Origin of the sequence: Haloarcula amylolytica JCM 13557 (genome assembly GCF_000336615.1) — an archaeon.
Taxonomy (GTDB): Archaea; Halobacteriota; Halobacteria; order Halobacteriales; family Haloarculaceae; genus Haloarcula; species Haloarcula amylolytica.
The window spans coordinates 93,949-112,975 of sequence record NZ_AOLW01000018.1 but is presented as its reverse complement, the minus strand read 5'-3'; the positions used below and the strand labels follow the sequence as shown (position 1 = coordinate 112,975).

At 64.0% G+C, this 19,027-nt stretch carries 20 protein-coding genes; 6 read left to right on the top strand and 14 right to left on the bottom strand.

From position 1 onward, the window contains the following. Positions 1-5 precede the first annotated feature (5 nt). Both C442_RS10215 and C442_RS10210 read right to left on the bottom strand, forming a co-directional pair. Positions 6-332 (bottom strand): transcription factor S, encoded by a 327-nt coding sequence (locus C442_RS10215; RefSeq protein ID WP_005535365.1) that lies wholly within the window; start codon positions 330-332, stop codon positions 6-8. Between the two features lie 117 nt (positions 333-449). Beyond that, positions 450-1,544 carry a DUF7139 domain-containing protein gene (locus tag C442_RS10210; RefSeq protein WP_008310146.1) on the bottom strand — a complete coding sequence of 365 codons (1,095 nt, stop codon included), beginning with the start codon at positions 1,542-1,544 and terminating at the stop codon, positions 450-452. A gap of 129 nt (positions 1,545-1,673) precedes the next feature. Between C442_RS10210 and C442_RS10205 the strand changes: the two genes are divergently transcribed. Then, positions 1,674-1,961 carry a DUF5789 family protein gene (locus C442_RS10205; RefSeq protein ID WP_008310145.1) on the top strand — a complete coding sequence of 96 codons (288 nt, stop codon included), beginning with the start codon at positions 1,674-1,676 and terminating at the stop codon, positions 1,959-1,961. Between the two features lie 150 nt (positions 1,962-2,111). Continuing rightward, positions 2,112-2,312 (top strand): hypothetical protein, encoded by a 201-nt coding sequence (locus C442_RS10200; RefSeq protein ID WP_008310143.1) that lies wholly within the window; start codon positions 2,112-2,114, stop codon positions 2,310-2,312. A gap of 98 nt (positions 2,313-2,410) precedes the next feature. Here C442_RS10200 and C442_RS22130 read toward each other — a convergent pair whose 3' ends face one another. The 9 genes from C442_RS22130 to C442_RS10165 all read right to left on the bottom strand — a co-directional run bounded on the left by C442_RS22130 (position 2,411) and on the right by C442_RS10165 (position 10,873). Continuing rightward, complete coding sequence (locus C442_RS22130; protein WP_005535361.1) at positions 2,411-2,575, bottom strand: hypothetical protein; 165 nt, start codon at positions 2,573-2,575, stop codon at positions 2,411-2,413. Positions 2,576-2,664: 89 nt separating this feature from the next. Continuing rightward, entirely contained in the window at positions 2,665-2,829 is a 165-nt protein-coding gene (locus C442_RS22125; RefSeq protein ID WP_008310141.1) for a hypothetical protein, read from the bottom strand. A gap of 105 nt (positions 2,830-2,934) precedes the next feature. After that, positions 2,935-3,705, bottom strand: coding sequence for a creatininase family protein (locus C442_RS10195; RefSeq protein ID WP_008310139.1), 771 nt, complete (start codon positions 3,703-3,705; stop codon positions 2,935-2,937). Positions 3,706-3,783: 78 nt separating this feature from the next. Then, positions 3,784-5,481 (bottom strand): glycoside hydrolase family 13 protein, encoded by a 1,698-nt coding sequence (locus tag C442_RS10190; protein ID WP_008310138.1) that lies wholly within the window; start codon positions 5,479-5,481, stop codon positions 3,784-3,786. A 96-nt stretch (positions 5,482-5,577) separates the two neighbouring features. After that, positions 5,578-6,660, bottom strand: a complete 1,083-nt coding sequence (locus tag C442_RS10185; RefSeq protein WP_008310135.1) for a M24 family metallopeptidase — start codon at positions 6,658-6,660, stop codon at positions 5,578-5,580. A gap of 214 nt (positions 6,661-6,874) precedes the next feature. After that, on the bottom strand, positions 6,875-7,834 hold the full coding sequence (locus C442_RS10180; protein WP_008310133.1) for a nucleoside hydrolase: 960 nt from the start codon (positions 7,832-7,834) through the stop codon (positions 6,875-6,877). Positions 7,835-7,957: 123 nt separating this feature from the next. Beyond that, positions 7,958-8,971, bottom strand: a complete 1,014-nt coding sequence (locus C442_RS10175) for an alanine dehydrogenase (protein ID WP_008310130.1) — start codon at positions 8,969-8,971, stop codon at positions 7,958-7,960. A 79-nt stretch (positions 8,972-9,050) separates the two neighbouring features. Further along, complete coding sequence (locus tag C442_RS10170) at positions 9,051-9,323, bottom strand: DUF7513 family protein (protein WP_008310128.1); 273 nt, start codon at positions 9,321-9,323, stop codon at positions 9,051-9,053. Next, entirely contained in the window at positions 9,320-10,873 is a 1,554-nt protein-coding gene (locus C442_RS10165; RefSeq protein ID WP_008310127.1) for a Na+/H+ antiporter NhaC family protein, read from the bottom strand. The genes C442_RS10170 and C442_RS10165 overlap by 4 nt, the downstream gene beginning before the upstream one ends. A gap of 331 nt (positions 10,874-11,204) precedes the next feature. Here C442_RS10165 and C442_RS10160 point away from each other — a divergent pair, with 331 nt between their 5' ends. After that, on the top strand, positions 11,205-11,957 hold the full coding sequence (locus tag C442_RS10160; RefSeq protein WP_008310125.1) for an IclR family transcriptional regulator: 753 nt from the start codon (positions 11,205-11,207) through the stop codon (positions 11,955-11,957). A gap of 133 nt (positions 11,958-12,090) precedes the next feature. Here the strand turns inward: C442_RS10160 and C442_RS10155 are convergent, their stop codons facing one another. Further along, positions 12,091-12,837 carry a helix-turn-helix domain-containing protein gene (locus C442_RS10155; RefSeq protein WP_008310124.1) on the bottom strand — a complete coding sequence of 249 codons (747 nt, stop codon included), beginning with the start codon at positions 12,835-12,837 and terminating at the stop codon, positions 12,091-12,093. A gap of 138 nt (positions 12,838-12,975) precedes the next feature. On the opposite strand from C442_RS10155, the gene C442_RS10150 reads away from it, so the two are divergent. Next, positions 12,976-14,019 (top strand): DUF1611 domain-containing protein, encoded by a 1,044-nt coding sequence (locus tag C442_RS10150; protein ID WP_008310123.1) that lies wholly within the window; start codon positions 12,976-12,978, stop codon positions 14,017-14,019. Next, positions 14,016-15,095, top strand: a complete 1,080-nt coding sequence (locus C442_RS10145; protein WP_008310121.1) for a dipeptide epimerase — start codon at positions 14,016-14,018, stop codon at positions 15,093-15,095. Before C442_RS10150 ends, C442_RS10145 begins: the two co-directional genes overlap by 4 nt. Positions 15,096-15,139: 44 nt before the next feature. Here C442_RS10145 and C442_RS10140 read toward each other — a convergent pair whose 3' ends face one another. Next, the gene (locus C442_RS10140; protein WP_008310119.1) at positions 15,140-16,246 is read right to left on the bottom strand and encodes a polymer-forming cytoskeletal protein; all 1,107 of its coding nucleotides are present in this window, start codon (positions 16,244-16,246) and stop codon (positions 15,140-15,142) included. Positions 16,247-16,440: 194 nt separating this feature from the next. Between C442_RS10140 and C442_RS10135 the strand changes: the two genes are divergently transcribed. Further along, on the top strand, positions 16,441-17,292 hold the full coding sequence (locus C442_RS10135) for a DUF7537 family lipoprotein (protein ID WP_008310116.1): 852 nt from the start codon (positions 16,441-16,443) through the stop codon (positions 17,290-17,292). Positions 17,293-17,307: 15 nt separating this feature from the next. Here C442_RS10135 and C442_RS10130 read toward each other — a convergent pair whose 3' ends face one another. Next, positions 17,308-18,768, bottom strand: a complete 1,461-nt coding sequence (locus tag C442_RS10130) for an alpha,alpha-trehalose-phosphate synthase (UDP-forming) (RefSeq protein WP_008310115.1) — start codon at positions 18,766-18,768, stop codon at positions 17,308-17,310. Positions 18,769-19,027: the final 259 nt, after the last annotated feature.

The following is a 19,027-nucleotide window of genomic DNA, read 5'->3' as shown; positions in this document are numbered from 1 at the left end:
CGGCCTCAGTGGTCGTCCTCGCGCCACTTGTGTTCGCACTCGGTGCAGGTGAAAAAGCGCGTCTCGGACTCGTCGGCCGCGCGGATCTGCTTCATCTCGTAGAAGGCCCGCTCGTTGCCACACTCGGGACAGCGTGCGCCCGTCGTCGGTCCCATGTCTTCGGCGTCGACCTCGGAGGTGTCGACGACTTCCGACTCCTCCTGGCCCTGCGTGGTGACGGCCATCTCCTGTTCGGTCTCGGCGTTTCGAGCCTTCTCGTAGCCGCAACTGCCACAGACCCAGCGCTCGTCGTCCGTTTTCATCATCGAACCGCATTCGTCGCAAAACTCCATTGTAGTACCACCGTTTGCCTGCCGACCGTGTTAAATACCCGGTTTCGCCCAGGCCGTTCTGTCGGTCCCCATCGCTGTGCAGTGCGGAAGCTTAGCAAAATCGGAGTGCCGACGGTATCAGTCGTTGCGAACCCACGCCGAACAGGGTTCCATGTCGTCCATGACCTCGCCGTGGAACGAACAGTACGGCTCGATGTCGCCGTCCTGCATCACGTACTCGAAGTGCCGGCAGTTCCCGCAGTAGGTGTCCGGTTCGCCCTGGTGGACCGCCGTCTCGGTGATCGCGTCGTGCCCCGTCTTCGCCGTGCCGCCGTCGGTCGACGGCGACGCTTCCGGACCGGCTTCGGCTATTTTCGGGTCGAGCGCGTTCTCGGAAGGGCCGGTTCGGTTCGTCCCACGCGACGCGGTGTTTTGCTGGCCGGTGTTCGAGCCAGTGGTCGCCCGACGGTCCGACTGTCGCTCCGTCGCCGTGCCGCTGTCCGACCGTCGCTTGGACCGCGTGCTGCGGTCAGACTGCGTGCCGCCCGTCGGCTGCCGACTGCGGCCGTTGGCCGTGCGCGTAGTGCCCGAGCGCTGTCCGGTCCCGCCGTCGCTGACAGCGCCCTCGTCGGTCGCACTCGCTCGGTTCGTCTGCGTCTCGACCGTGCCGTCCGGGTCCTGTCCGAAAAACCCGATGCCGCCCAGTCCCGGCAGCGTCCGGGCTTCCTCGACGAGACGGATCGTCCCTTCCTCGGTCACTTCCATGCGTGCCGTCCCGCCGGGGTCGTTTCGCGTCTTGAACGTCGCAAGCGACGCGAACAGGCACCAGAACGTCGTCACGATACCGGCGAAGTAGACGACGCCGGTGAGCAGTGCCAGCAGCGGGTCGCTGCTGGTCCAGCTGTAGGGATACAGCGACCGGAACAGCACGACGCCGACTGTTGCGACGCCCGTGCCACCGAGGGCGGTCAGCCGGATTCGACGACTGGCCGGTAACACCGCGAACACGCCGAGGATGACCGACGGCAGCCCGAGCCCGGCGATGACGCCGGCGATCCGCCTGGCTGCGTAGGCGTCCAGCCCGTATCTGTTTCCGATGCCGGTCGTTGCGAGCGCGATTGCCCCGACGAGTCCGGCAACACCAACGAGAAACAGGGCTGTCCCGACGAGTTGCTGGCGGCGCGATGCGACGCGCCCAACCTCCCCTTCGTACACGTCGGTGAGACTAGTCATGCAGTATACTACTGCTACATCCGATAAAACTACCCGTCAGACAGATGCATGACGCGGGCACGCGCGTGATTCACCAAGTGCGCGAGCCGTTCCGAAAGCACTAATCGGACCCACGGGAACAGTTCGGGTATGAGCGACGACGAAAGCGAGGACGCGGAGGAGCCGGCTGTCGAACTCGGCGACGGACCAGACGTTGCCGGTGCGCCGCTGGCCCGCGTCTCGGCCCGGCTCACCTGGGGCATCGAACACAGCACCATCGTCAGCCGCGAAGGGGACACGACGATTCGGACGCCGGACGGCCCGCAGGAACTCGCAACGGTGCTCGAGGACGTCGACATCCCGTACTTCGCCGACCGTCAGGAGTTCGAAAGCGCGGTTCGGGACGTCATCGGGACCGGCCCTATCCCGACCGAGTGAGGGCGGGAACGGACTTCTGTGGAACCAGCACGACCCATCCCAGTTACAGCTGCTGTGATCTGTGCAGCGTGTGTTATCATCCCCTCATACTCGCGGTCCGATATCGCGTCGAACCACAGGCTTTGATACCGTCTATTGCGGAGACAGCGTGTGTTCCACAGAAGTGGCCTCTCCTGGAAAGAGCGTGCCGCCTTCGCTGTCTGGGGACTCGGGGTATTCATCGTCCTCCGGACTCTGTACGACGTATTCGGCGTGGCAGGGCGAGAATTAGCTATCGCGGCTGGTGTCCTGGTTTTTGGCTCGTTCTACGGCGTCTTCATGCCAGTCTGGCGGCGATTCTCGGCGGAATGACTCACACGAAGAACCGGCGGTACAGACACAGCGGCGTCACCGTTCCGACGCAGTTGGGTCCACTATCGTAACGCCACAACGCAACAGTTTGCTACCTGTTACCGCATATTTTCGAGCGCATACACCGTGTCGGAGATGATCCATTCCGTCTCACAATCGGCGTGCTCGATACTGAGCGCGTTGAAGGTCTCTCGTCCGTCATCAACCGTTATTTCGAACGCTCGGCTACGAAGCGACTCGGGATGGGGACTCGGTGGGGACACACATCTCCCTCATAGAGTGGGACCGATAAACGAGTCGATTCGCCGCGACAGGCCCATTACACGCCGATTGGCCGCCGTCTGGCGATTGGTTATGAATCGCCCGACTCGCTCACTTCGGCTCTGCCGCGGCGCTTGCCGAACAGATACGCGGCCACGACGAGTGCGAGGGGAACGACGAGAAACATCCCCATCATGACGAGCATGACGAACAGTTCAGTAGTACCGGGCATCCCGGGAAACAGGAGGAGGGCCATACATCCCGTACTCCCGCCTGTCGCAAAAACCCAACTACCGGGGGTTGGCTATCGAACGGCAGCCCCGGAGAGCGGGAATCGTTCTCGGGTGCCGACAGCCCGGCGTTAGACGTGTGGCTCTGGGAGCAGGTCGTCGAACGCTTGGGCGTCCAGCCACTCACAGAGCCTGACGAGCTGTTCGGTCGCGGCCTCGAACATCTCGGCCCCCTTCTCGGCCGTTGCGTCGGTCTGGTCGCCCAGGACACCGTTGCCGGTGTTATCAGCGGCGTCGTAGAAGGTTCGCGAACCGTACTTCTTTGTCTCCGCAGCCTCGACGCTCGGAATCCCGCCGTCCCGTGCGTCTTCGAGGCGGTCGTCGTGAACCAGCTCGGAGCGCAGGTGTTGAATCATGGCCGTCTCCTTCGGCCCGCCGTGTGGCCCGTTCTGCTCGAACAGGTCGTCTACGAGGTCCGGGATACTCTCGTCCCACATCCACTCGATGGCGTACAGCAGTTCGTCGTCCCGGAGCCGCCGGCCGACCTCCCGGAGGTGCTCGACGTTCCCGCCGTGGGCGTTCACGTAGATGACCCGGTCGATGCCGTGGTACGCCAGATTCCGGGTGAACGACTCGACGTAGTCACGAAACACCGGTGCGTCGACCCACATTGTCCCGTTGAACTGTCTGTGATGGGGACTCACGCCGACATTGATCGTCGGGGTACAGAGGTAGCCAGTCCTGTCGGCGGCTTCCCGGGCGAAGGCTTCCCCGATGAGGTGGTCCGTCGCCAGCGGGAGATGTGGCCCGTGTTGCTCGGTCGATCCGAGCGGGACGAGCGCCAGCGACTCCGTCTCGAAATAGTCGCCGAGGTCCGGCCAGTTCTCGTCGGCAAGGTACATACCACTGCTGGTGACGGACGCGCCTTGAATCTGTGCTTCGCCACGGCCCCGCGGCGGGATTCAGGTAGTACGAAGGACTCAATCGAACAGCTCGTAGACGCGAGCCTCGTACGGCGCGAGCGTCACCGTTTCCGGGTCCGGGTCGTCGTGGTCGTAATTGCACGCTAGCAGCGTCGCATCGGCGTACTCGACCGGGAGGTCGAAGGTTTCCGTCGCGTCGTCGAAGTGCAGGACGACGAGGACTTTCTCGGTTCCCGAGTCCGTCGACAGCGACCGCGTGAAGGCGAAGACGGTTTCGTGCTCGGGGAGCAGGTCGGTGTAGTCCCCGTACACCAGCACGTCCCTGTCGGAGCGCAACTGGATGAGTCGCCGGTAGTAGTTGTAGACGGAATCCGCATCGGCTTGCTGGTCGGCGGCGTTGATCTCCCTGTAGTTCGAATTGACCTGAATCCAGGGGTCGCCGTCGGTGAACCCGGCGTTTTGCGAGTCGTCCCACTGCATCGGCGTTCGGGCGTTGTCGCGGGTCCGGTAGCCGACGACGTCTTTCACGTCCTCGTAGCCCTCGACGCCCTCCCGGTCGAGTAGCTCCCGCGCGTGGTTGATGGCGTCCACGTCGCGGAGGTCGTCCATCGTGTCCCAGTCGGCGTTAGTCATCCCGAGTTCCTGGCCCTGGTAGATGTAGGGCGTGCCACGGAGCGTGAGGATGAACGTCCCGAGCAGCTTCGCGGATTCCCGGCGGTAGTTCTCGGTGTCGCCGTAGCGTGAGACGCTCCGCGGCTGGTCGTGGTTCTCCCAGTACAGCGTGTTCCAGCCGTCCGCCGCCAGCCCGTCCTGCCAGCGGTCGACGATACGCTTCAGCTCCGGCAGGCTCCAGTCGCCGACCGACCACCGCTCACCGTCAGCGTAGTCGAGTTTCGTGTGCTGGAAGTGAAACGCCATGTCCAGCGGGCCGTCCGCGCCGGCGTACTCGCGGGCCGACTCGACGGTGAGCTGTGGCATCTCCCCGACGGTCATCACGTCGTAGTTCGACAGCACCTCGTCGTCCATTGCGTCGAGATACGACAGCATCTCCGGCCCGTCGATGAACTGTTCGGACCCGACCCACTCGCTGTCCGGATCGCCGTCGGGCAGCCCCTCGACTTTCGACAGGAGATTGATGACGTCCATCCGGAAGCCGTCGATGCCCTTCTCCAGCCACCACTCGATAGTGTCGAAGACGTCCTGTCGGACGGCGTCGTTGCGCCAGTCCAGGTCCGGCTGTGAGGTGTCGTACAGGTGGAGGAAGTACTCGCCGCGCTCCTCGTCGTACTCCCAGGCGGAGCCCCCGAAGAAGGACTCCCAGTTGTTCGGTGGCGTGGGCTCGCCGTCCTCGTCTGTTCTGCCCTCGCGCCAGATGTAGTAGTCCTCGTATTCCGGGTCGCGCTGGCGGGACTTCCGGAACCACTCGTGCTGGTCCGACGTGTGATTGACGACGAGGTCCATGACGAGCCGCATATCCCGGTCGTGGACCGCTTCGAGTAGCGCTTCCCAGTCGGCCATCGTCCCGAACTCGTCGTAGATGGCCTGATAATCGCTGATGTCGTAACCGTTGTCCTTCTGCGGGGAGTCGTACACCGGATTGAGCCAGATGACGTCGACGCCGAGGTCGGCGACGTAGTCCAGGCGGTCGATGATGCCCTGCAAGTCGCCGACGCCATCGCCGTCGCTGTCGTTGAAACTTCGGGGATAGATCTGGTAGACGACTGCTTCCTTCCACCAGGCGCGCTCTGCGGTCATACAGAGGGGTAGCCTGACGCGTTGCTTAAATCCACGGGTTCATACAACACCCGTTGTAAACTCTTAACTCGCCGGCTAGAGATGGCTGCAGTACCGCTACAGTTCCAGCACCGTGTGTCGCGGCAGTTCGAGGTCGTAGCCGACTGCCGAGACCGTCTCGGTCGGCCAGTCGCCGGTCGCGGACAGGAGTTCGATGTCGTCGGCCGAGACGAGATAGGTGTCCTCACTCTTCGCGCCGTCGATAGTCGGGTTCCACGCGTACCCATGTGGCAACGCGACCTCGACCCCGCTTCCGGGCGTGGCGATCCATTCCCGGCCGGCGAAGCCCGTCGCACCCCCCTGGTGATGGTTCTGCCACTCGCCTTCCCAGCCGACCTCGGCGTAGGCGTTCTGGATAGCGTCGAACACGTCGCCCGCTGTGCCACCATTCTGGCCGGCTGCCTGTGTCGCGGCCAGTGCAGTGGTCTCGACGCAGGCGGCTTTGCGGGTTCGCTCCACCAGCCACTCCGGCGGGTCGAACGCGACCGCTCGGGTGGTGCTGACGTGGAGCCCGTTCCGCTGGACGGTCACCGACATGAGCGCATAGTCGCCGAGTTCAGTTTCGGTCGAGGTGTAATGGCGGTAGGATTGTGCCCGCTCGGCGCTACCGACGAGTACGACGGGCGTAGCGATGCCTCGGCCTTCGAGCTTCTGTCGGAGCACGGCGGTCACATCGAGTTCGGTGTGGGACGGCTCGACGTTCCGCGCGACTGCTTCGACTGCTTCAGCCGTGTCTCGCGCGAGGTCACGACACTGCTCGATCTGGGTCTCGGTCAGCGGCTGTCGGAGCTGTGTGGCGTCGACTGACTCGAAACCGGGGACGTCGAAGTCCGCCGCCGCCGGCGTCGGGCTCGCTTTGGCGACAGCCTCGGCCAGCGATTGTGCGTGCCAGTCGAACGTTTCGACGGCCACATCGCTGCCGAGTTCCTCGTCACGTAGCCGCGGCGCTTCGATGTTGTCGGTGACGACCCGGACCTCGTCACCGTCGTAGCCAGCGGCGGCGACGCCGACGTCGCCCTCCCGGTCGACGACGTTGTCTCCACCTCCGGTTAGCCACGCGAAGGAGTTCGGTCGGGCGAACCAGACGGCTTCGAGCCCCGCTGTCCGGCGGTACTGGTCGAGACGGTCTGTAAGCGTCATACCCTGACATCCCTCCGGCCCCCAGTAAAAACCAGGGACAACACGCGGCGACAGGACCGTCGCCACAGGTCTCGCACAGCGGCAACGACGACACACACCGTTCGCTACTATCGCTCCCGACGCCGCTCCTGATACTGCTGGCTGTAACTATTTCAAGAGATTCGCCACCCCGAAGTGGCGATATTCTTCACAGACGTACAGCCGGCAGTATGACTCACTCGGCGATGCCGCTGTCAGGGTCCCGGGACTGGAGCAGCGAGTACATGACCGACTGGAAGGCGTCGTTGTCGACGGACTCCACGACGTGGGTGTTCGGCTCGCCGTCGGTCACGCCGTTGACGTCGACGCTGGTGTACCCGCGGGTGAGCCCCTCGCGGTCGTCCACCGCGACGTGGTACGTCGACACCTCCTCGCGGAGTTCCGGGTACGCAAGCAATGCGGCGGTGACGCTGTCCGGGAGTGCCGTCCATCCGGGGTCGTCGGGACCCTCGCTGTTGAACGCCCGGGCCTTCTCGGTCACCGACTCGAAGAACGACGCCAGTTCCGTGTCGAACGCCGAGACCGCCTCGAACTCGGGAGTGCCGAACACCGCATCCCGAAGACACACGCCCCAGTCGACGAGCGTCACCTCGAAGTCGTCGAACACGCGTTTGGCAGCATCGGGGTCGACCCACAGATTGAACTCCGCGGCGGGAGTAATGTTCCCCTCACAGTTGACGTTCCCGCCCATCACCCACACTTCGTCGACGAGGTCTGGAAGCTCGGGCTCACGGGCGTACGCCAGCGCCAGATTGGTCAGCGGTCCGATACAGAGCAGTGTGATTTCACCCGGGGCCGCTCGACAGCGGTCGACGATCTCGTCGGGGCCAAACCCTGCCGCCGACTCGATACCGGTGTCGGGGAACACGTCCCCGCCGAGGCCGTCCTCGCCGTGAATGTACGTCGCGTGTTCGAACTCCTTGAGAAGCGGCTGTCTCGCCCCTTCGTAGACGGGTACGTCGAGAGAATCGGCGAGATCGAGCGTGTATTTCGCGTTCTCGACCTCTCTGTCGAAGGGCACGTTGCCGGCGACGATTGTGACTGCCTCGACGGTAACTCGATCACTGAGGCAGGACAGCAAAATTGCCTGTGTGTCGTCGCCCGCGGTGTCCGTGTCGATGATGACGCGTCGCATACGCCCTCGTCGTATGGCACATATAAATCGTTCCGGGCCACAACTGCGTGCCACAGTTGTCTGTGCGTCACTCGATAGCAGTGGGTGAACGGCCAGCTGATACGATACTGCAGACCGCCGGAGTTACACCATTTCGAGGCGGTAGCCGCTATCGTCACCGAGCGATTCGTACACGATGCGTGCGGCAGCGATGTCCTGAATCGCGAGCCCGGTCGAGTCGAAGACGGTAATCCCGGACAGGTCCTCGCGGCCCGGCGCGTTCCCGACGACGATCTCGCCGAGTTCGGCGTCGATATCAGACTCGTCGATTTCGCCCGTGCTCCAGGGGACGTTTATCTCGCCGGAGTGGGTCGTCTGCTCGAAGTCGTCGATGACGAGGGTCGCCTCGCGGATGACCTCCGTGTGGAGTTCCTGCTTTCCTTCGGCGTCGGCACCCATGGCGTTGACGTGAGTGTGCTCTCCGAGGTCGTCGAGCGTGACGATGGGGTCCTCGACCGGCGTGACCGTCGACAGGACGTCACACTGGGCCGCCTCGGAGATGGTCCCAGCTCGCACGTCGAACTCGTCGCCGAAGGTGTCGATGAACCGCTGGACGCGGTCGTCGTCGAGGTCGCTGACGACGACGGATTCAATCGGTCGCACCTGCGAGATGGCCTCCAGTTGCGTGTACGACTGGACGCCGGCACCGATGATGCCCAGCGAGGACGCGTCCTCGACGGCGAGGTGGTCCGTCGCCACGGCGGCGGCCGCCCCGGTTCGCTTCATCGTCAGCGTCGTGGCGTCCATCACGGCAAGCGGGAAGCCGCTCTCGGGGTCCGTGTACACGAGCGTCCCCATCACGGTCGGCAGGTCGAACTCGTCGGGGTTGTCCGGGTGAACGTTCACCCACTTGATGCCCGACGCCTCCCAGTCGTCCGTTTCGAGATAGGCCGGCATCGACCGGAAGTCCCCGTTGTGCTGTGGCAGGTCGATGTAGGACTTCGGCGGCATCTGCGCCGTGTCGTTTTCGTATGCGGCGAACGCGGCCTCGATGGCCGGCACGAGGTCGGCCATCTCGACGGCCGCCTCGATGTCCGTACTGGGGACGATAGTCGTCTGATTGTCCTGTCGTGCTGTCGAATATAGTGAGTTGCTCATAGTGGTTCGAATCTGTGATATCGGTTTATTCGATCGCGCTATACTGATTCAATATCCGTCTCGGCGCTCGTTGGCAATCCTAGAACGACCCCCGAGACAGCGTCTTGAGGTGGGTGAGACGGCCGCGGTGCTCCGCGTCGTCGAACGATTCGACCTTCGCGAGGACGCGACAGCCGACGATGTCTGCCTCACCGTTCTCGAAGTAGAGGCGGGTCTCGCCGACCAGTGCGACCAACTCGCCGGATTCCTCGTCGAGTTCCGTGACGTACACCTCTATCTCTTCGCCCGCCTCGAACGTCGGCGTGGTCGTCCTGAAGGACATTCCGGTGAGGAACTTACTGAATATGCTCATAGACGGGTCACATCCTTGGATTTGCGGTCAGTGGTGTATTCGAGCCCGAAGCCGGTCAGTGCGGAGAGCAGGAACACACCGAACAGGAACCAGCCGTGGAAGACGTACGGCCAGACATCAATGGGGTTGACAACCATCGCACTGGTGAACCACTCGTACTGGTTCGGGAGGCCCTGCAGCGTCGCAAAGCCGATGAGAACGCCGCCACCCCACGGGAAGATGTACCCGAGCGCCGAGGTGTTCGCGTCGAGGATATTCGCTCGACGGTAGCTGTTGATGTTGTACCGCTGGCCGATGCGGGCGATGTACGGCGCGATCGCGATCTCTGCGGCCGTGTTGATCGTGATCATCGAGTTGACGAGGGCAGTGCCGACCACCATCGTCGTTTCGGCCTTGCGAACGCCCGTTGCGACGTTTTCGAGGAGCCACTCCTGGATCGCCTCGAAGCCACCGCCACGGATCATGATCTCTGACCCGGCGACGATGAGCAACACGAGCACGATCAGCGGGAAGAACCCGGCTGCACCGTTGTAGATCGACCCGGTGACGCCGGCGTTTTGCGGCGCGACCACTTCCGCGATGGGAAGCGAGCCGGCCCAGCTCGCGGCTGCTGACGTTTCCGGGACCTTGAACAGCAACACGGCACTCAGCGGTGCGAGACCGAAGACGATGTTGAAGGCAACAGCAACGATGAGTCCCCACGAGATCGCCTCAACAATGTGTCGGCCCATGACTGCCGTCACAATGACGACGAGCATGGAGATGAGGTGCAACAGTCCCGCCGGCTCGCTGTTCTGGACGAACAGGTCCTGCGCCTGTTGGGAGATGTCCAGCCCGGGCATCGCGTTCCCGGCGAAAACGTACGCCGCGAGCGCCAGCACCGCAGCGATGATGGCGTACTTGAACCGCGAGGCGACGACGCCGCCGATGTCGGCGTCCTGCGTCACCGCACTCACGATTGTCGTATCACTGACTGGTGCCAGGTTATCGCCGAAGACAGCCCCTGAGAGAATTGCTCCGAACAACAACACCGGATTCGCACCGAGCAGGATGCCGGCCGGGAAGAACAGCGCCGAGAAGGCGACTGCCGCGCCGTACCCGGTACCGATACCGGTCGTGAAAAGCGCAGCGAGGATGAAGGTGGCGGCGGGGAACAGCGCGCCCCCGACTTCGGCCGCGTTCGCTGCCCAGACGAGTCCGCCGACGAAGCCACCTGCCTGCAGCGTGTTCGAGAACATTCCTGCCCAGAGCCACGCGACGACTGCCGTCGCGGCGACCCGCTTCGTCATCCCATCGAAGATGGTGTTCGCGTAGTTCTTCCAGTCTCCCTTGGCGAAGAACATCCCGACGATGAGCGCCACGAGCATCCCCGCGACGAGTCCAGTCGTGTCCCCGATACCGAACAGGCCACTCTGGACAATTGCCCACAGGATAAACAACCCTATGGGAATGACGCTCATCCACCGTCCGCCGTAGAACTCGATTGCTTCGACGTCCGGACCAGAGATCTCCTCGATCTCTGTCCCATCGCCACTATCCGTGTCTGACATGCATTCTGTGCCTCGTCAGATACACACGCAAAAGATCATGATAATAACTATCTCTCCGGTAACAAATCACAGGTGCCGCCTCTGGTGAAGTCTTGTCTCGTCCCGGCCGCTGTGGCTATATAAAAGTCCACTTCTATTGGATTTCGGACAGCGTCCTAACCTTATATATCGCACAAAATCCGGGGAGACGGACTAATTTCGGGCGTGAGATTATAAAATATAACCTTAGGTAATTTCCCCTCTCAGTAGCTATCACATCTACACATAATATCCACAGAACCGGTTCCACTATGTCCGGACCTTTTTATACTACTACCAAGTCCACAGTGGTATGGACAGCTCTAGCGGTCGTCGTCTCCAGACGACCGAAACCTCCCTCGCGATCATCGATGCGGTAAACGAGCTGGGGGAGGCTCGAATGAGTGAGCTTGCGGACCGGCTGGACCTCTCGACGAGTACCATTCACGTTCACCTCAAGACACTCCTAGATCAGGAGTATCTGGTCAAACGAGGCGAGCAGTACCGACTCGGTATGAAGCTGTTCCACCTCGGAGAGGGCGCTCGGACCCGAAACGAGTGGTACGAGGTCGCCCGTCGCAAAACACACGAACTCGCCGATAGCTGTGGCGAGGAAGTCACGTTCGCCGTCGAAGAGTACGGGCGTGCGATAACCCTGTTCAACGTCGTCGCAAACGTCCCCTCGAAAGGGTTCCAGGTGGGCCGGTACTACTACCTGCACAACTCGGCAGTCGGCAAGGCGATTCTCGCCGCGTTGCCGGAGACCCGAGTCAACGAGATTCTCGACCGGTGGGGGCTGCCCGCCGAGACAGAGTATACAATCACCGACCGCGAAACCCTCATGGAAGATATCGAACGCACGAACGAGCGCGGCTATTCGGTGAACGATCAGGAAGCGGTCGAGGGGCTTCGCTCGGTCGGCGTGCCGGTCACCGCTCCACACGGCGGCGTCCTCGGCGCACTGGACATCTCCGGCCCGCTGTATCGGCTGCCGCCGAACGAGGAACTCGCGTCGATGTTACAGGACGTCGTCGAGGAACTGGAGTCGGAACTCGGAGTGCAATAGGCGTTCAGTCGCGCTCGCGGTCCAGTAGGCGTTCAGTTGTGCTTGGGGTCACAAATACGGAACAGGGACCGGGACGCTGGCTCTGACAGTCCGGACCCGGCAAGGCGAAGCACGGGTCGACGCCGTCCCGTCGTCAGTACCGGTCAGCGTCTCTCGGGCCGAGCAGCGTGGCCTCGACTTTCCGGAGGTGTTCGTGGAACGTCGTCTTCGCGATACCGAGTTCGTCGGCCAACTCGCTCCCGCTTACCGCTCTCGGGTAGTCGTAATAGCCGCGTTTGCGGGCCAGTTCGAACACTTCCCGCTGCTTGTCCGAAAGCTGCCGGATAGCCAGCCCGTCGCGCTCCCTGCTCCCGGTGGTCGCGGACGTAATCTGTGTGACGGTGATCGACGCGTCCTTCTGTGCACACACGGCGTCGAGTTTCTCCTGTATCGTCGCCCGCGATTCGTCGATGGCGACCGTCCAGTACTCGGTCCCGTCGCGGATTCGGATCGGCTCCTGATTCATGAACCCGTGTGAGACCAGCGCGTCGTGGATGCTCTCCTCGGGGCCGTACTCGACGAGCAGCGTGCTCGTCGCTTTGTTTACCGGTGCCGATATCCCGCCGAAGCTGCGACGGGTGTCCATCTCTGTAACCGCATATGTGTGATCGGACGCCCGAGTCGCCGCAACGAGCGCGTCGACTGCGTCCGCCGACTCCGCGTATGCGACGACGTGGGCCTTGACCTGCTCGCCCACTAGATACGCCGCGTTGACCAGCAGTCTGGCCGAGGTGGCCGCCGTCACTTCCCGCATCCAGCAGTCGGGATGCTCCAGTTCGAGTGTCAGCTGGAGACCACCGCTGGCCGAGTTAGCGGTCGCATCGGAGCTGTCAACTCCCATCGTTCTCTCCGGGTTCTGCGGCGTGACCGTGCTTGGCTGTGTTTGCTTTCACCACGGGGAATCGTCCTCCAGTGGTCTCACCGGGTGCCACACATGTAAGGCTCTGGTTTGTCAGTCACGTCGGCGATCTACATCAGTATGGACTTGCGTCGAAAATACGACGAAGGCACGCCCGCCGTTGTGCTCGCAGAGGGGGAGTTCGGACAACCGGAAGGCAAGACGGCCAACGGGATCGTCATGCACGGAGAGCTGTTCGACGCGCAGGCCGTCGTGGACTCGACGTGTCCGAGCCCCAACGCCGGCGCGGCCCTCGATTGGCCGGCGGCCGACGACGTGCCGGTCGTCGAAACCGTCACCGAAGCGCTGAACCGAGCCCCGGACGCGGCCGTCCTCGTCATCGGCGTCGCGCCCGCCGGCGGTGACCTCCCGGCGGCCTGGGTCGAGGCTATCCAGCGTGCGATGGAACGGGGCTGTGACGTCGTCTCCGGCCTGCACGTCTTCTTGAGCGAGCGCCCAGCCTGGACCGAGCGCGCCCAGCAACACGGTGTCGACCTCGTCGACGTCCGGAAACCGCCGTCCGTCGCCGACCTGACGCTCGGTGACGGCCGCGGGAGCGAAGCCGACGCGGATGTCGTCCTGACGATGGGGACCGACTGTGCGGTCGGGAAGCGGACGACGACCTTCGAACTGTACCGGGCGGCGACCGATGCCGGACTCGACGCCGGCTGGGTCGCGACGGGACAGACCGGTATCCTCGTCGGCGCGGACCGCGGTGTCGTCATCGACCGGGTTCCGGCCGACTTCGTTTCGGGCGTCGTCGAGGACATGGTGCTCGACGTCGCAGCGGACCACGATATCGTGTTCGTCGAAGGGCAGGCCGCGCTCACGCACACCGCCTACGGCGGGGTGACGCTCGGGCTGCTTCACGGGGCGGCCCCCGATGCAGTCGTGCTGGCCGACGACCCCTCCCGGGAGGCCCGGTCACATTTCGATGACCTCACTGTGGCCGGTGTCGAGGCCGAACGCCGTGCGATTACCGACCTCACAGAGACGACAGTCGCCGCCCTCTCTACCTGGGGCGACCCGGAGGAAGAAACAGCTCGGACAGGCCTCCGGGCGGCGAACATCTACGACGACGACGGCCCGGAGACACTCCTCGCGGCCGTTCTGGAGGAACTATGACCCGTATCGACGGCGTCTCCGTCGAGGCGCTCGACCACGAACTCCACGAACCGTTCGAAATTTCGCTCGGAACCCGAGAGAAAGCGCGGAACCTGGTCGTCGCAGTAGAGACGGACTCAGGTGTAGTCGGCTACGGAGAGGGGTCCCCGCTGCCGCCGGTGACCGGCGAGACGCAGGCGGCCGCCGTGGCGACTGCCCGGTCGGTTACGTCGCTGCTTGAGGGGGCGGCCCTCGCCGACTACCGCGAACTTGTCAGTGACCTGCGGGCAGCAGTGCCCGGAGCGGTTTCGGCGCTGTTCGCCGTCGAGACGGCACTGCTGGACGCGTACTGTCGTGACCGTGGTATCCCGCTCTCGGAACTGTTCGGCGGCGCGCCGACCACAGTTACGACTGATATCACCGTTCCGATAGTCTCGCCCGACGCGGCAGCCGAACGAGCCACACGCGCCGCAGCTGCCGGCTTCGACCACATCAAGGTCAAAACCGGCGGCGAAATCGACGCCGACGTGGCCCGAACAGTTGCGGTCGCGGATGCAGCGCCCGACGCGACGATCACGGTGGACGCGAATCAGGGCTGGACGCCGAAGGCCGCAGCGACGTTTGTCGACGAGGTGACCGCGGCCGGGGTCGACCTCGCCCTGGTCGAACAGCCGACACCGAAAGACGACATTCGCGGTCTTGCGAGGGCACGCGACAGACTCCCGGTTCCCGTCGCCGCGGACGAGGCCGTGTTCACGCCGGCAGACGCAACGGCCGTGGTTCGCGACGGGGCTGCCGACGTGATCAACGTCAAACTCGGGAAATCGGGGCTCCTCGGGGCAGCGGCGATTGTGAACATCGCCGAGGCCGCCTCCCTCGACTGTATGCTCGGCTGCATGCTCGAAGGCGCGACCGGGATCGCGACGAGCGCCCACCTCGCCGCTGGGCTTGGTGCCTTCGATTACGTCGATCTGGACGGCCACCTGCTGTTTGACGAGTGCCCGCCGTCGATGTCGTTCGGCCCGGATATCGATATCGACGGACCGGGACACGGGGTTTCACCGCCGACGGCCGTGAGTGACGCGACTGAACGCTGACGCTGTGTAGCGAGCGTTCGCCACGCAAAATAGCGTCCGAGCGGTTACTCTGCCGACTCCGCCGCCTCTTCGACGTCGGGACCGTCCTCGGAAGCATCGCTGCCGGTTGTCACTCCGTCTGCATCCCCACCGTCGGTTGCCGCACTGTCCGCAGTGGCGGGGTCGTCGGCTGCTGCATCGGCCGCCGACTCGCTGTTGTCTGAATCGCTTCGTTCGTCGGCTGGCTCCGTAGTGTCAGTGTCAGCTTCGAGCGATTCGGCCATCTCGGCCATCGCCGCAGCGGATTCGTCCGGGCGGTCTAGCACTGCCTCGGTGTGCATCCGCATCTCCTCGCTGGTGCGGATTGTCCCGTCGACCGTCGCGTTCTCGTGGAGTTCGACGGTCGTCCCCGAGATGTCGCCCCAGATCTTCGCGCCCGGGCCGACGCGGACGGTGCCGCTGCGGGTCGTTACGTCCCCTTTGATCTCCGTGCCCCGGCCGACCACGATATCGTCTTTCGCGCGGAGGCTCCCGAAGACGACCGTGTCACGGCCGACTTCGAGGGACTTCGCGCGGATGTTGCCGTGGAGCCGACAGTCGTCGCCGACCGTCGCCGGCGTCGAGACGCGCCAGGCGTCGTCCGAGACGCTCGCACCGCGTGGAATCAGAACCGGGTCGTGCTCGTCACCGCCGTCGTCTAGCATCTCGTCGATTACTTCCTCGGCCGCGTCTTCCTCGCCGATGCGGAGGAGTTGCGAGAGGTAGACGAACAGGAAGACGATGGTCGGCATCGGATTGCGGATGACGATCCAGCCGTTCGCCTCGAACCCGTTCTCGATGTCCACGTCGTCGCCGATATCCAGGTCGCCCGCGACACGGAGTTCGCCGCCGATGTGTACCCGTTCGCCGATGTAGGCGTCCTCACCGACGAGGACGTTGTCCGCGACATCACACCACATGTCCAGCCGACAGTCACCTTCGGCTTCGATGTGGCCGCCAAAGCGGACCCGCTCGTCGGCGATGACCGTCCGCCCGCGCACGCCGAACTCCACGGTCGACTGGCCGCCGACGATGACGTCACCGTCGGTCACCAGGTCGTGTTCCTCGACAGTCGTCCCGTCGGGAATGTCGAGTTCGGACAGCGGGTCGGAGCCGAGAGGCACGGTATACATAGCGGTTTCGTCGGTCTTAAACCCTCATGACGCGCATGACGCGCGTCTGACGCTGGTCCGACGTGGCCGGCACGAATCATGGATTCGCACCGGTAGCCGTGCCCTCAGGTAGGCCTGTGCGTAACCCGTTGACAGCCAGAACGTGACAGCTGAACGGCCATAACGAAGTAGTTCACCGATACAGTGGCTCCGGTATGTTACTCGAACGCCGCCACCTCTCGCTTGCACTCGTAGTGCTACTGACAGTGTCCGCCGGCTGTAGCGGGCTGTTGGGTACTGATCCGGGCACAGACGGTACGGACACCGAAGTAACGGCGACGCAGATTGATGCCAACGGCCCTGCACCCGGGTCGTCCGGGTTCGACGCGGCGGCCATCGAACGCGGGCACTTCGAGACGCTGTCGAACTCGTCGTTCACCACTTCGCTGTCGTTCCAGCTCTCGACGGTCCGCGACGGCGAGAACCGGTCGGTGTTCATCAACCGGACCGTCGCTATCGACCGCGACAGCGACCGGTCGCTGTCGACGGGCGAACTGGTCCAGGCCAGCGGCGACACGCTGGCGACGACGACCTACACGGCCGACGGGACCACCGCCGAGCGTCGAGTTCTCACCCGCGGTGACGACACGATGACGGACTACCGCTCCGCGACACCGCCGTACGACGGCCAGGTCCAGCCCGTCAACGAAAGCAGCGTCATCGACCGTTCGCTGCTGCAGTCGCTCGGGTCGGACATCAACTGGACCTACGCCGGAACCGAGACGGTCGACGGTGACAGCGTCTCGCGGTTCGAAGCGACCGGGAGCGACGTCACCGGCTTCGCGGCTGACGACGCTGTCTCGACGAACGTCTCGGCCAACGGGACGACGGACTCGGCCAGTGCGACTGTCCTCGTCGACGAGGACGGCGTCGTCCGGTCGTTCCAGTACCGCGTGACGACCGAGCGGGACGGCCGGCCGGTGACGGTGACGCTGTCGCTCTCCGTCTCGAAGGTCGACGACACCACCGTCGCGGAACCGGACTGGCTGTCAAACGCAGCGAATTGACGAACGACGGGAAAACTACGGCGACTGCACGGCGCTGAACTGCCTGGCGACCCACTGTGAACTGTCGAGCGCCTCGACGCCGTGCTGAAGACGCGACAGCCGGTCCCTTGTTTCCGCTTCGTCCAGTTCAAGCGCCCGCTCGATGGCGTCCGCAATCGCCTCGATGTCGTGCGGATTGACCGTCAGCGCGCCGTCGAGATGGGTCGCCGCGCCGGCCAGTTCGCTCAACACGAGCGCGCCGTCGCCGTCGACACAGGCCGCCGGGTACTCGTGGGCGACGAGGTTCATCCCGTCGCGGTGTGGCGTGACCACCGCGACCTCGGCGGCCCGGTACAGCCCGGCGAGCGTCTCGTTGTCGAGTTTGGCCTCGGTGTAGACGATGGGCTGCCAGTCGTCGGTCCCGAAGCGGTCGTTGACGCGCTCGACGGCATCGACCACGTCCGCGCGGTACCGGCGATAGGCGGCGATCCCCTCCCGGGTTCGGCTCGCCTTCTGGACGTACGTGAATTCGCTTCGCAGGTCCGGTCGCCGGTCCCAGAGGTGTGCCAGCGCCTCGATCCGTTCGGGGATGCCCTTCGAATAGTCGAGCCGTTCGACGCCGAGCGCGAGGCTGATCGACGTGTCCGAGCGACTGCCGCCAAGCACGGTATCTCGGATACTGGTCACGTCCGCGTCCTGTGCCCGGTCCCGAACCGCCTCGACGTCGATACCCAGCGGGTTCGCGACGGCTCGTGTCCTGTCGCCACCGCGGGTGACCGTCCCGCTGTCCGTGTCAACGCTCGCCCCGGGGAACGCGCTGTCGACACACTGCAGGAACTGCTCGGCGTAGGCCGCCGTGTGGAAGCCGATGACGTCACAGGCCAGCAACCCGTCGAGGAGCGCGTCGCTGTGGGGGCAGTGCCGGAACACCGACGGTGCAGGCCAGGGGATGTGCCAGAACTGCAACAGCGTCGTATCCGGTCGCCGCTGTCGGACCAGTCTGGGTGCCAGCGCCAGGTGGTAGTCCTGGAACCAGACCGGCTGGCCCGCGTCGGCGACCGCATCGACGGCCTCGGCGAACTGCTCGTTGACGGCGCGGTACTGCTCCCAGTAGGCGGGTTCGGCCCACATTCGGCCCGTGTCCTCGTGACAGAGGGGCCAGAGCACCTGGTTGGCGTAGCCGTAGTAGTAGCCCTGCACCGCCGCGTCGGAAAGGGGGACGCGCTTCAGGTCGTATGTGGGGGCAGACGGCGGCACTTCGACGATGCCCTCCTCGGCAACGGCCATATCGGCGTCGCCGCTGCCCCAGGCGACCCAGGTGCCGCCCCGTGACTGCATCACCGGGTCGAGTGCGCTCGTCAGCCCACCCGCCGCGGACTGGACCCGTATCTCGCCGTCGTCGTCCCGCTCGTGGCTATACGGTTCACGGTTCGAAACGACCACCAGCGAGTCCGGAACTGCACCGTCTTGCGCGTTTACTGACAGTTCCGAGACCATTTGCCTGCGGTAAGTGCTGCCCTGCCTTGAGACTGTCGTGGACTACTGAATCGTGTTCCCAACGTAACAAGTCCTCGGGCTTGTGACGCCTGTCCTCCATGTCTGACGGTAAGAGAAAACTTATACCGGAGGCCTCGAAAGAAAGGGGTGAAAGCCGAAAGGGCACCCGGGTAGGGGTACACGGACGTGCCATTTCGGCTCAACTCGGTTTATCTGGACACGAATTCGATAGCGACAGCTACGCTGTGGGGCGTTGGTA